Origin of the sequence: Methylobacterium sp. 10 (assembly GCF_000519085.1) — a bacterium.
Taxonomy (GTDB): domain Bacteria; phylum Pseudomonadota; class Alphaproteobacteria; order Rhizobiales; family Beijerinckiaceae; genus Methylobacterium.
On the sequence record NZ_KI912577.1, the window covers coordinates 4,438,658 to 4,451,197 of the forward strand.

General features: G+C 64.0%; 11 protein-coding genes. 6 read left to right on the forward strand and 5 right to left on the reverse strand.

Translation table 11 applies throughout. From position 1 onward, the window contains the following. Positions 1-116: 116 nt before the first annotated feature. Positions 117-1,016, reverse strand: a complete 900-nt coding sequence (locus tag K368_RS0120865; RefSeq protein WP_036266563.1) for a DMT family transporter — start codon at positions 1,014-1,016, stop codon at positions 117-119. A 168-nt stretch (positions 1,017-1,184) separates the two neighbouring features. On the opposite strand from K368_RS0120865, the gene K368_RS0120870 reads away from it, so the two are divergent. Beyond that, entirely contained in the window at positions 1,185-2,069 is an 885-nt protein-coding gene (locus tag K368_RS0120870) for a YihY/virulence factor BrkB family protein (RefSeq protein ID WP_027174041.1), read from the forward strand. Between the two features lie 123 nt (positions 2,070-2,192). Next, a complete protein-coding gene (locus tag K368_RS0120875) occupies positions 2,193-3,020 on the forward strand; it encodes a transglutaminase family protein (protein WP_027174042.1) in 828 nt (275 codons plus the stop codon). Positions 3,021-3,174: 154 nt separating this feature from the next. Here K368_RS0120875 and K368_RS0120880 read toward each other — a convergent pair whose 3' ends face one another. Continuing rightward, on the reverse strand, positions 3,175-4,956 hold the full coding sequence (locus K368_RS0120880) for a glucan ABC transporter ATP-binding protein/ permease (RefSeq protein ID WP_027174043.1): 1,782 nt from the start codon (positions 4,954-4,956) through the stop codon (positions 3,175-3,177). 278 nt (positions 4,957-5,234) lie between these two features. On the opposite strand from K368_RS0120880, the gene K368_RS0120885 reads away from it, so the two are divergent. Further along, positions 5,235-6,008, forward strand: coding sequence for a MotA/TolQ/ExbB proton channel family protein (locus K368_RS0120885; RefSeq protein ID WP_027174044.1), 774 nt, complete (start codon positions 5,235-5,237; stop codon positions 6,006-6,008). A 20-nt stretch (positions 6,009-6,028) separates the two neighbouring features. Beyond that, the gene (locus K368_RS0120890) at positions 6,029-6,859 is read left to right on the forward strand and encodes a flagellar motor protein MotB (RefSeq protein WP_027174045.1); all 831 of its coding nucleotides are present in this window, start codon (positions 6,029-6,031) and stop codon (positions 6,857-6,859) included. A gap of 15 nt (positions 6,860-6,874) precedes the next feature. On the opposite strand, the gene K368_RS0120895 is transcribed toward K368_RS0120890, so the two are convergent. Continuing rightward, positions 6,875-7,372, reverse strand: a complete 498-nt coding sequence (locus tag K368_RS0120895) for a CAP domain-containing protein (protein ID WP_081739711.1) — start codon at positions 7,370-7,372, stop codon at positions 6,875-6,877. Positions 7,373-7,408: 36 nt separating this feature from the next. Next, positions 7,409-9,895, reverse strand: a complete 2,487-nt coding sequence (locus K368_RS0120900) for a DUF3772 domain-containing protein (protein WP_036266564.1) — start codon at positions 9,893-9,895, stop codon at positions 7,409-7,411. Between the two features lie 162 nt (positions 9,896-10,057). On the opposite strand from K368_RS0120900, the gene K368_RS26890 reads away from it, so the two are divergent. Next, on the forward strand, positions 10,058-10,213 hold the full coding sequence (locus tag K368_RS26890) for a hypothetical protein (protein WP_155935260.1): 156 nt from the start codon (positions 10,058-10,060) through the stop codon (positions 10,211-10,213). A gap of 477 nt (positions 10,214-10,690) precedes the next feature. Then, positions 10,691-11,239, forward strand: a complete 549-nt coding sequence (locus K368_RS0120905; RefSeq protein WP_027174048.1) for an HNH endonuclease — start codon at positions 10,691-10,693, stop codon at positions 11,237-11,239. Between the two features lie 376 nt (positions 11,240-11,615). Here the strand turns inward: K368_RS0120905 and K368_RS0120915 are convergent, their stop codons facing one another. Then, positions 11,616-12,443, reverse strand: coding sequence for an outer membrane beta-barrel protein (locus tag K368_RS0120915; RefSeq protein WP_027174050.1), 828 nt, complete (start codon positions 12,441-12,443; stop codon positions 11,616-11,618). Between the last annotated feature and the right edge of the window lie 97 nt (positions 12,444-12,540).

Below are 12,540 nucleotides of genomic sequence, written 5' to 3' on the forward strand. Positions count from 1 at the left end.
CGCCGCAGCGCGGCACTATCCCGCTTGAATTCATTATTTTTCTCGGAGAAAGGCCCGGATCTGCTCAACAAAATCAGGAGAGCTGAATTTTATTGAGAGATGAATCAAAGAAAAAGTCATCTGCGGCTAGCGACGGCGACGCCAATCGTGGCCACCGCCATGCCGGCCATCTGCATCAGGGCTAGGGTCTCGCCGAATAGCAGATAGGCCATCGCCGCCGAGACCGGCGGCACGAGGAAGAGCAGGGACGCCACGCCGGCCACCTCGCCGCGCCGGATCAGGGCGAGAAGGAGCAGGATGCCGGCCACCGAATTGACGAGGATCGACCAGGCCAGTCCGCCCCATAGTGGCAGGGACGCGTCGAAACGGTTGGTGCCGAACAGAAGAGCCGCCGGCACGGCGAGGAGCGCCGCCCCGACAAACTGGATCGCCGCATTCGGCAACAGTTCGGCCTGTCCAGCATGGCTCTTCTGCCACAGCGTGCCGATGGTCATCGCCACCATGGCCGCGAGGCAGGCGAGGAGGGGAAGCACCGGGATGCCGGACGCGTCCGCCGTACCGATTTTCGGGGCGAGCACGAGAAGCGCGCCGGTAAAGCCCATTGCGATCCCAGACCAGCGACGCAGGCTGACGACCTCGCCGAGGAATGGACGTGCCATGGTCGCTGTCAGCAGGGGCTGGAGACTACCGACCAGGGCGGCAATGCCGGATGGCAGGCCACGCTCCACCGACCAGAACACGCCGATGACGTAGATGCCCTGCATCAATACGCCGGCAACCAGGGCATCGCGCCATCCCGTCCGACTGCGAGGCCATCTCGCGCCAAGGCCGATTGTGATAGCGGTCAGCACGATCGCGACACCGACGACCCGGATGGCGACGAAAGTAAAGGCCTCCGCATGGGGCGCCACAAAGCGCGCCGCGACGAATCCCGACGCCCAGATCAGGACGAAGACCGACGAGACCGCCGAAGCGGGCACGGTACGGGTTGGGGAAACCGGTGTATCGACTGACATGACGGTGGCGCAGGCAACACACCAAACCGCTGAACGCAAGCTGTCCCGGCGGCGTGCAGCACTGCATCGACCGGACGATCGAACCGGACGTTGCGCCATCGCCCGGCCTCGCGTTTAGACAGGCGGTATCATCCGAGCCCCACAGTCACGAGAAGCGCCCCACCCGCCGTGAGCCGTCTCCGCAACAGCGCCAACGTCGCCAGCCTCGCCGCCCAGCGCTTCGTCTCACATGACGGCTGGGCGATCGCGAGCCATATCGCTCTCTCGATCCTGACCTCGCTGTTTCCCTTCCTGATCCTGCTCGCGGCTTTGGCCGGCCTCCTCGGCACCAAGTCGCTCGCCGACGAAGCCGGCATCCTCATTTTCGATGCGTGGCCTCGCGAGGTGGCCAAACCCATTGCCGGAGAGGTTCACCGGGTGCTCACCGAGCAGCGCGGCGGCGTGCTCACCATCGGTGCTCTCCTTGCCCTCTACTTCTCGTCCTCGGGAGTGGAGAGCCTTAGGGTGGGGCTCAACCGCGCCTACGGCCTGCGCGAGATCAGGCCCTGGTGGCTCACCCGCCTCGAATCGATCGGCTACGTCGTCTGCGGCGCCTTCGCCATGCTCGCCTTCGCGCTTCTCGTGGTCCTGGGCCCGTTGATCTGGCGCAGGGTCATCGACGTGGCGCCGGGGCTCGAACCGTTGAGCCTCACGGTCGCCCTCGGCCGCATCGGCATCACCGCCTTTCTCCTCGCGGCGGTTCTCGTCATCGCCCATAAATTCGTGGCGGCCGGCCGACGCCCGATCCTATCGGTGCTCCCCGGCGTGGCGGTGACGCTGGCCCTGTGGTTCCTCGCCGGCCTCGGGTTCGGCTTCTACCTCGACCGGTTCTCCACCGCCTACGCCTCCACTTATGGCGGGTTGGCGACAGCGATGGTGTTTCTGGTCTTCCTCTACTGGCTCGCCGCGATGTTCCTCTTCGGTGGCGAAATCAATGGCACCGTCATTGCAGCACGGCGCCAGCGGCTCCAGGCCCGGATGCTGGCAAGGCAGGCCGAGGCGCGCCAGCACTGAAGCAGGGTGCCGCAGCCTGCATGCCGACATCCACCTGTGACCTTCGCGGCCTATGCCGAACGGTCTCGCGCGGGCATGAGGGCAGCGGGGCTGGCGCGATGGTCGGTCGGAGGTTCAAGGGTAATGCGCATCAGGTTCGGTTGCGAGATGGGCTATGACTTCGCCTATCCTACTCCGATGATCGCTCGATTGACGGCGCATCCAAGCCGGTTCTCGCGAGCGACGGAACCGGACTACTTGGCCATTGGTCCGGAGACGCCGCACGAAGTGTTCATCGACGATTTCGGCAACCGGTGCTGCCGCCTCGTGGCGCCAGCGGGGGCGGTGACCCTTTCGGTGGAGGGATGGATCGAAGATGACGGCGATCTCGATTCGGTGGTGCCCGAGGCGATCCAGCATCCCATCGAGGATCTGCCGCTGGAGGCCCTGCCTTTCCTCGTGGCGAGCCGCTATTGCGAATCCGACCTGCTCTCGAACGAAGCTTGGCGCCTGTTCGGCGATGTCCCGCCCGGCTGGGCCCGCGCCCAGGCGGTCTGCGATTGGGTCCACGGCCATATCAGTTTCGGCTACGGCTATTCGAACGTGGATCGCACCGCCGCCGATGCCCTCGCCGTGGGGCGCGGGGTCTGCCGCGACTACGCCCACCTGCTCGTGGCCTTTTGCCGTGGCTTGAACATGCCGACGCGCTACTGCACCGGCTACCTAAGTTTCATCGGTGAACCGGAGCCGCATGCGCCGGGCGATTTCGCGGCGTGGACCGAAGTCTATCTCGGCGGCGCCTGGCACGTCTTCGACCCCCGCAACAACGCTCCGCGCCGTGGCCGCATCCTGGTCGCCCGCGGGCGAGACGCGGCCGACGTGCCATTGACCCATACGTTTGGATCGAACGTTCTGACTAAGTTCAGGGTGTGGGCCGAGGAGGACGTCGAAGACACTTCCCCGTCGCGATAAGAAGCATTGAATGGAAATTCCCTTTTCCCCTCAACGGGAGAAGGTGGCCTGCGCAGCGGGTCGGATGAGGGGAGCGCGTTTTCCGGAGAGATCGCCCCCTCTTCCAGCTGCTCTGCAGGCACCCTCCCCCGGATAGGGGGAGGGTCATCTCATGTCATGCCGCCAGGGCGAGGGCGGGTTCCGAGGCGTCCGTACCAGCCATGAACTGCGCTCGGGCAAGATCGGCAAAGCGGCCATTCTCTGCGACGAGTTCCTCGAAGGTCCCCGATTCGACGATCCGGCCCTCGTGGAAGACGAGGATGCGGTCGGCGTTGCGGATCGTCGCCAGACGGTGAGCGATGACGAAGGTCGTCCGGCCTTCCATCACGGCCTCGAGCGCACCCTGCAGCTTGCGCTCAGTGGTGGCGTCCAGAGCAGAGGTCGCCTCGTCGAGGATCAGTACAGGCGGGTTTTTGAGCAGCGCCCTTGCGATGGACAGGCGCTGGCGCTCACCGCCGGAGAGCGAGCGGCCGCGCTCGCCGATGATCGTGTCGAGACCGTCGAACTGGCGATCCATAAATTCCGTAGCCTGGGCGCGGTCGAGGGCGTCGAGCATCTCCGCATCGGTGGCATCTGGACGGCCGACCTGAAGGTTCTCGCGGATCGAGCGGGCGAACAGCATCGGCTCCTGGAACACCACGCCGATGTTGTGCCGCAGAGAGGAGAGGCCGATGTCGCGGATGTCGGTACCGTCGATGCGGATCGCGCCGGTATCCGGGTCGAATGCGCGGTGCAGGAGGCCCAAAGTGGTGGACTTGCCTGACCCGGTGGTGCCGACGAGGGCGATGGTCTGCCCGGCCTGCGCGGTGAAGGAGACGCTCTCCACGGCCTTGCGGCGCGGGGTGTAGGAGAAGCCGACCTGATCGAACGAGACCTCGCCCTCGAAACGGGCCACCTGCATGGCGCCGGGACGATCGCGCACCGCCGGGGTGGTGTCGAGGATCTCGAAATACTCGGCGATCTTGGGCATCTGCTGGAACAGGCCGTTAATGCAGGTGGCGACCTGATCGAGGCGGGCGACGAGCATGGTGGCCAGGCTCATGAAGGCCACCACTTCGCCGATCGAGGCCATGCCGTGCTGATGCAGGGCGATGCCGGTGATGAAGATGGCCGTCATGGTCAGGGTCGCAGCAGCGCGGGTCGCGACGTTGGCGAGCGCCCACCAGGAAAGGACCGGGATCTGGGCCGCGAGGAGGTTGCGAATGATGCCGTGCATGGCCTCCTTCTCCGCCTTGGCGCGGGTGAAGGACTGGATGACGGCGACGTTGCCGAGGGCATCCGAGGCATGGGCGGCGAGGCCCGACTGGTAGGCCTCGACCCGGCCTTGCAGCATCTCGGTGCGGCGCATGACGAAGGTGGTGAGGACGGTGAACATCGTCACCAGCACGACCAGGATCGAGCCGAGCTGCCAGTTCACGAACAGGGTCATCGGCAGGAGCACTGCCAGGGACACGACGGCTACGAAATGATCGCGGAAGAAGCCGAGCCAGAGCCAGAACATGCCGTTCGATCCTTCCAGCATCGCCTTTAGGACGCGGCCGGAATGGTTCGAGGAATGGAAGGCCAGCGGAAGTTCGAGAACGTGCTCGAAATAATTCGCCATGGAGGCGAGACGGTTACGATGGGCAAGCCGGTCGGCATGCAGCGCGATGGTGACGCCAGCCGCTATGGTGAACAGGCCGAAGGCGACCCACGCGCCGATGAGCGGCGCCAGCGTGGAGAAGGCGTTGCCGTCGCTCTTCAGATGCGTCAGCTGATCGATGATGCGTCCCATGAGCAGCGGCTCGGCGAAAGCCGCCACCGCGAGGGCCACATTGGCGAGGGCGAGCAGGATCGCAAGGTGCCGATCGGCGCCGAGCAGGCTCATGACACGCGCATAAAGACGAACCAACGGCATGACGACGTATGCTCCGATGCCAATCCCGGCGCGGTTCCTTTTGCTGGAACCTTCGCCCTTAACCTTTTCCCCAGGGGTCGGCTTCCGTCTCGGAAAGCTCTCAAACCCTTTGGCGTGATCGGCTTATGACGAGCGGAGCCTGAACGGGGAATGACGGGAATGACAGAGGCGGACCGTTATCCTTTACGGTTCGTTCAGCGCGTCTGCATAAGTCTGAGCGGGTCGCTTTCCGCTCGGATCCTGTTCCGTGGTGCTGGGCAAGTCGACCAGGGTTCACCATGGATCTCGCAACCGGTATCGGGCTTCTGGGCGGCTTCGGTGTCGTCTTCACCCTGATCATGATCGATGGCGGCAACTTCGCCGCCTTTTTCGACAAGCACGCGGTCATTGTCATCTTCGGCGGTTCCACCGCGGCGACGATGATGCGCTTCCCTTTTTCGACGATGATGCACGGCTTGCCGATGGGCCTGCGCTATGCCTTCACCATGCGGGCGATCCGGCCGCGCGAACTCATCGAAGAGATCACCAAGATCGCCGATGTGGTGCGTAAGTCCGGTCCGATGGCTCTCGAGAACATGGAGATCTCGGATCCCTTCCTGGCCCAGGGCGCCCGCTACATCGCGGATGGGTACGATCGCGAATTTATCCGCGACACGATGGAGCGCGACCGTGACAACTTCTTGATGCATCTCGACGAAGGCTCGAAGATCTATCGCGCTTTCGGAGATTGTGCTCCGGCCTGGGGCATGATCGGCACCATCCTCGGCATGGTGACGATGTTCGCCAATATGTCGGACCCTTCGAAGCTCGGTCCCGCCATGGCGACCGCTCTCCTGGCCACTCTGTACGGCGCGCTGATCTCCAACGCGATTGCGCTGCCACTCGCCGACAAGCTGCATGTGAAGCTGGAGGAGGAGGACGTGTCGCGCTCGCTGATCATCGACGGCATTCTCCTCATCCGCGACTCGAAGAGTTCATCCCTCGTGCGCGAGATGCTGATCGCCTACCTGCCGCACAACCACCGCGACGAACTCGCGGCGGAAGCGGCTTAACGGAAAGAGGGTAACCGGCCGTGGCCAGGAAGAAGCGCGGGGGCCATGGCGGTCACGGTTGGTTCGTGACCTTCGCCGATCTGATGGCGCTACTCATGAGCTTCTTCGTGATGATCGCCGCATATTCCACCCAGGACCAGAAGAAGATGCAGGCTGTGGCCGGCTCCATGCGCGACGCGTTCGGCGTCAATAAGGAATCGCGCTTCGCAGGAATCATCGAAGTGAACGGACTTCCGGCGCCTGGGCATATCAAGAATCGCCGCGACATCCCGCCCGAACAGGCCACCGATCGGCCTAACCCGCCGGACCTCGAAGCGAGCGCTACGGAGGGTACCCCAGACAGCGGCTACCCAGAAGCGTTCGGTCTGGCCGCCGCGAGCCTGCGTCAGGCGATGCAAGACATGCCCGAGATCGCGGAGCTGTCGAAGAACGTCATCGTCACCCCGACGCAGAAAGGTCTCGACCTCTCCCTGGTCGATCAGGACGGCAGCACGATGTTCCCGAACGGGTCGAGCCGCCCGAACGACCGGACGCGGCGTCTCCTGGAGAAGCTCGCTCCCGTCATCCGCCAATTGCCCAACCGTATCGCGGTGACGGGCTACACCGCGACCGACAGGCCCGGTACACGCCCGCCTGCTCCGCCCTGGGAACTCTCGGCCAACCGAGCGATCAGCGTGAGAGAGATCCTCGCCGGTGCCGGTGTGCCCGATGATCGCTTCGCTTCGGTCTCCGGCAAGGCGGACACCGAACCATTATTCCCGGACAATCCGTATCTCTCATCGAATCGCCGCGTGACCGTGACCCTCATGAGCGAGCAGGCACCGACGCCGCGTTCGATGAAGCTACCCTGAGAGTGGCACGCAAGCTCACTCTGCGACCAGCAGCGCCCAATAGACCTTGTACTTCGAATGAGGCGCGTAGGCCGTGGCGATGCCCATGCGGGTGGCACGGGGCGCCAGCATGACGGCGTTATGAGCCGGGCTGTCGCGCCACCCCGAGAAGGCCTCTGCCAGGGTGTGGTAGCCGGCGGAGAGATTGACCTGCGCGCCCGCATAGCCAAGGCGTTGCACCGCGATCTTCACCGTCTGGGCCTGACTCGGCTTGTCGGCTGCCGCCATTGCCGCCGCCTCAGCCTCGGCGAGACGCTGCAAGTCTGGGTCTATCTGCAACGGAGTGCCGCCACTGCGCGCACGATAGGCCGAGATCATGTCGCGCGCGGTGGCGGAATCGACGGACGCGCCCGACGTGGTCATCGGCCAGTACAGACTCGGAAGCGCACCGGTCGTCGGCGCCTCCCTGGCGCAGCCTGACAGAGCGAGGCCGCCCACGAGTGCGAGGCCGAACACCCGGAATCCCATCGTCATCGTTCCCGCCTCGCCTTCGTCGTCGGTCATGTCGGTCTACGACACCTCCACAGGGCTCCTAAGCCGGTTCGGTTCACGGGGCGTTGCCGAGCGCATCGGCTCGGCTTCCTCGTTCGCGGAGGGGCTGGCCTGCCGATCATCGACTTCCTCCGCCTGGGCCGGCCGAATCTGGCTCCGGTTCTGCGCGAACACGCCCGCGATCTGCCCGAGCGCAGTCTGGACCGGCTCCAGGCCTTGGACGGTGACGACGCTCGATCCGGGGCCGAGGGCCGGAATGAACCCTGCGCCGGACAAGGCCTGAAACACGGAAAAGTTCAGGTCGCTCGTGACCTTCAAGCCCATGCTGACATCGACGATCATTGCGATCAGTTCGAACTCGAGGAAAGGATCGCCGATCTTGCGGAACACCACCCGCGGCGCCGGCTCCTTCAGCACGTCCGGATGGGCGACGGCGCAGGCCACCAGCATCTCGGCGGCACGGACCGGATCCTGGTTGCGCAGGACGTTGACGGTGATGGTGACCCGGCCAGTGCGGTCGCCGCGCACCCTGTTCTTCACGATGCCCGAAATAAGATTCGAGTTGGGCACGATCACCGCTGAACGGTCGAAGGTCTGGATCTCGGTGGAACGCACGGAGATGCGCTTCACGATGCCCTCGCTGTCGCCGATGAGCACCTGGTCACCGACGCGGATCGGGCGCTCCCACAGCAGCAGCAGACCCGAGACGAAGTTGTTGACGATGGATTGAAGGCCAAAACCGATACCGACGGAGAGTGCACCGGCGACAATGGTCAACTTTTCGAGACTGAGGCCGAGATAGGAGAAGGCCAGTGCGAGGGCGATCAGGAAGCCGCAATAGCCGGTGATGGTGGAGATGGAGTTGCGAAGACCCGCGTCGAGATCGGTGGCCGGCAGGTAGGTCTGTTCCAGCCAGCGCTGGATGGCGCGGGTGATGACCACGCCGATCACGAGAAGCCCCACCGCATAGGCGATGGTGGAGAGCGAGATCGTCACATCTCCGACCTTGAAGCCGAAGAAGGCGCTGCGCACGGAGGTGAACACGTCGGTGGAATCGAGCCCCCAGGGCGCCAGTGCCAACAGGGCGGCCACCAGGATCAGAACCACGCGGGCGAGGCCGGTGGAGAGCACGGCGATCTGGTTGATTGAGCGCTTGCGCAGGCCGGTATTGGCCTGGAGTGCTGTGGCGAAGCGGGTCTCGTCCTTCAGCGTGCCACCGATGAACGTGTCAGCGCTGGAGATGAGCAGGTAGAGCAGTGCGATCAGGCAGGCCGTCCAGACCAACTGGTCGATCAGGAAGGCGGCGAAAGCGACATAGCCGACGAGCGGCGCGATGCCGATGACGATGACGGCGGCCCATCCGAGGAGTCGCGCCGGCCCGCCGATCGTGGTGGTGGATTCCGGCGCCACGTAGGGACCGAAACAGGCCTCCTCCTTGTCCGCCGTATCGGCGAAGCGATGCAGGCCGATGGCGAGGATCAGAATGGTGGCGAGCGCGCCGATGCCACGGGTGGCGATGGAGATCGAAAGCGCGGCGTAGATGCCGGAGTTGAGCGCCTCGATGGACTTCACCACCGTGATCACCGTGGCGATGCCGACGGCGAGCCGCGTCAACCGTGAGGCGGTGGAATCGCTGAGCGGTGCCGGGCGCCAGGACGGCTTTTCCGGGGACAGCAGCGCATCGCACAGGGCTTCGACGAAGGCGATAAAAGCGAGGCCGCCGAGGATGGCCCCTGCCACTGGCATGAGCCGCTGGGGTAGCAGATCCGTGGAATCGAGGGCGTAATAGACCGCGTAGCTTCCAACCACGGCCGGCACGGTGCCGAGGAGGAACACACGCCAGGCCGCCATCAACTTCATGCGCTGGGTCGGGTCGACCACGCTCTGGCTGCGTCGCCCCAGGCGCGGTGCGATGTTCCGACGACCGAAATACAGCGCCACGGAGATGCCCAGCGCGACCCCGAGCAGGAGAAGGTTCCAGATCGATCCGTTGCGGCCGAACAGACCGGCGATGTCGCTTACGGCGGCCTGTAGCGCCCGGATGTCGCGCGGGACATCGTCGGCGATGCGCATCCAGAGATCGGGGTTTACCAGCGCCGACGAGCGCTCGAACAATCCGCGGGTGAAGGCTGCCCTGCGCTTGTTCGTGATCTGGTCGATGATCTGATCGCTCTGGACCAGAAGCGATTTAGCCAGTCTCTGCGTCTCGTCGATTTCGGCTACCGCGTGCTCGCGCTCGGCGCGCTCCTTGGCGACGTCCTCGCCTTCCTCGCCCTCTTTGGGTTTCGGGCCGAGCTGCGTCAGGCGCTCGCGGGCCGCTTCGAGGCGGGGGGTGGTGGCGTCGATGATCTGACGAATCCGGTCGGCGATGGCATCGAGCCCCTCGCGTGCCTTGAGCAAGTTTGCGGGATCGACGTTGCGGCCGGCGAGCAGCTTCTCGCGCTCGTCGAGATTGGCCTTCGCCTCGTCGAGTCGATCGCGGACATTCTTGATGGCCTCCGACACCGCTGGTTTCGGCACGAGCGGCTTCGCCGCCGGAGTGGGGACGCCAGCGGCGGGTGCCGGTTTTGCCGGCTCCGTCTGCGCTGGGGCGGTGGGCGCCGCCTGAGCCACGACGGGAACAGGATTCAGAAGGGAAGCGCCCATCCACGCGGCAAGGAGTGCTGCATGTCGCATTCTGCCTTTCGAAAATCCCAGTTCCATGTCGTTCCTTTCGTCGGCTTCGTCGCCCGCCCCTCCGGCGCCGGCACGCGGACCCTTTGCGGCGGGCCGGTCGCTCCTGGCTCCCTCTCCGGCAAGAGCCGTGGTCTCCAGGGGAGCTAAATCGCGCCGTCGGCAGCATAGGGTCCAGAGTCGGATTGTCGGATGGCCGATCAATGGGGCGAAAGGGTGCTGCAGGCGCATCATTCGCCCGGTCCTCCCGAAAGATTGTGGGCCGCGACGTCGCGGATCCTCCGAGCAACCTTCACAAGCGTGTCATGGTGATATTAGACTAACGCGCAATGGGCAGAGCCTTTTCGTATCGACGCGAGGAGGTGGCGTTGGCCGTCCATGTCGATGTGCCTCGCCACAAACCGGGCGTTCCCGCCCGATGCGACCGCTTTTGGCTAAGCCCAGGCCGGTCCACCCTGCCCGATCACCAGTTCTCTTCGCCTACTGTGCCGGACAGTCGACCACGGTCCAGTCGCCCGATGCCGAGGACCGAACTGCCGGGACCGCCGATCTTTCATCATCCGGGGACGATGCTGCGCCGAAACGGGCTGCGTCGTCCCCCTGTCGATCCGTCAAGAGAGTAGCGCCATGCTGGATCTCCAAACGCTCGTCCTCAATGCGGATTACCGGCCGCTTTCATATAATCCGCTCTCGCTATGGTCATGGAAGGACGCTTTCACCGCCCTCTTCCTCGACAGGGTCACACTGGTGGCCAGCTACGACGTCGAGGCCCGCTCCCCGAGCCGTGCCCTGCGCGTGCCGAGTGTGGTCGCCCTCAAGAATTACGTGACCCTGGCGCGCAGTCCGGCCTTCACCCGCTACAACATCTACCTCCGCGATACGTTTTCCTGTCAGTATTGCGGCCTGCGGATGCCCTCGGGTGGGCTGACCTTCGACCACGTCATCCCGCGTTCACGCGGTGGATTATCGAGTTGGGAGAATGTCGTCGCCGCCTGCTCACCCTGCAACCTCCGCAAGGCGAACCGTACTCCGGCGGAAGCGGAGATGCCGCTCCTGCACGAACCCCACCGGCCGACGCGGCACGAACTCCATCGCCGCCAGCCGGAATTTGACCACCGCGAATACCATCACAGCTGGCTGGACTACCTGTACTGGGACAGCGAGCTCGAAAGCTGACGTCGGTCAATCGTGCGAGAAGCCGGGCGGAGGTTCGTTATAGACCGGTGCGTTGGGGTTGTGTGTGGGAACGATCCCCACGGCGAGCGGCGGCTCGTAGATGGTCCGCGTCATGCGCGGCGCTGGCCGGTAGCAATGGTCGCGATAAGGAATCTGCGGCGACAGCAAGTTACGAAGGCGATGAACGTCCAGGGGGTAACCGTATCCGACTTGGATGCAGCTCCGTCGGCCTCCTGCCTCGGCATTCGGCCCGGAGATCAGCGGGATAGCCGCGATGCCGGCAGCGATCATATATCGGAGCATGGCGCAACCCTTCAGAGCGGGCGACCGGACATGTGTTCGAGTGTCTTGGGCCGTCTTCAAACTCCAGAAATACTCAGAACTTGATGCCAACCGCGCCACGGACCGTGTTAACGTTCACCTTCACGTCTCCAAATTTTGCAAACTGAAGATATTGGTATTCGCCGCGCACAAATATGTTTTGGGTAAGCAGGTAATCGCCGCCGATCCCGAGCGCATATCCGAGGCTGTATTTTTCTTTTACGGTGCCGCCGTTTTCGCTCAGGCCGCCGATGAGATTCGTCCGATTGACGTCTGAATATTCTCTGAGATCGATGCTCACGTCGTTGCCGACCACGGCCCGCCCTATCGCCAAGCCAGCTGTCACGAAGGGCAGAAATGCCCCCATCGGATAACCCGCTCGCATGCGTATCGTGGCATAATCCTTGAGGTCGGCATGCGCGGCGGTGGAAATCCTGTAGATATCGTAGGTTCCGTTGCTGAGCATCACGCGCCGAGTGAGGCTGTCCTCGGATCGGCCTTTCTGGTTGACGCTGGTATAATCGACCTCAAGGCCAATGACGGCCTCGTCGAATTGGTAGTTATAGCCGGCAAGGCCTCCGAATCCGACATCGTGGGGGCGAGCAGGCTTCAGGGTATTTGTTCCCGAGATGCGATACTCGCTCTCGACTGTCGTACTACGAAGAATTTGCGCGAGATCCGATTGTCCGGACGGGCCAAAATTGATCGATGTGGTCGTATAGCCAGCATGCGCACCGAAGTATCCACCGTTCCAATCGATTTCGGCGGAAGCAGGCTCGTAATCCGGGCCGCGCAGCACGCCATAGTCGAGATCGGCGGCGTGGGCGGCTGGAACCCAGCTGAGAGCCACGCCGGTGAGGAGTGCAAGGGTGACGGTACGCATCAAGGTCATCCTCAGGGCTGCAGCCCGACTGTTCTTTCCGAACCTTGCAACATTGTTAATTGAGTAACCTTAATGGTCCGTTGCATTTAGGCCTGAT

Coding starts and splice junctions, on each gene's coding strand:
- K368_RS0120880 (WP_027174043.1), bottom strand. CDS start 4,956: ATGCCGTTGGTTCGTCTTTATGCGCGTGTCATGAGCCTGCTCGGCGCC.
- K368_RS0120895 (WP_081739711.1), bottom strand. CDS start 7,372: ATGACGATGGGATTCCGGGTGTTCGGCCTCGCACTCGTGGGCGGCCTC.
- K368_RS0120905 (WP_027174048.1), top strand. CDS start 10,691: ATGCTGGATCTCCAAACGCTCGTCCTCAATGCGGATTACCGGCCGCTT.
- K368_RS0120885 (WP_027174044.1), top strand. CDS start 5,235: ATGGATCTCGCAACCGGTATCGGGCTTCTGGGCGGCTTCGGTGTCGTC.
- K368_RS26890 (WP_155935260.1), top strand. CDS start 10,058: ATGTCGCATTCTGCCTTTCGAAAATCCCAGTTCCATGTCGTTCCTTTC.
- K368_RS0120915 (WP_027174050.1), bottom strand. CDS start 12,443: ATGCGTACCGTCACCCTTGCACTCCTCACCGGCGTGGCTCTCAGCTGG.
- K368_RS0120865 (WP_036266563.1), bottom strand. CDS start 1,016: ATGTCAGTCGATACACCGGTTTCCCCAACCCGTACCGTGCCCGCTTCG.
- K368_RS0120875 (WP_027174042.1), top strand. CDS start 2,193: ATGCGCATCAGGTTCGGTTGCGAGATGGGCTATGACTTCGCCTATCCT.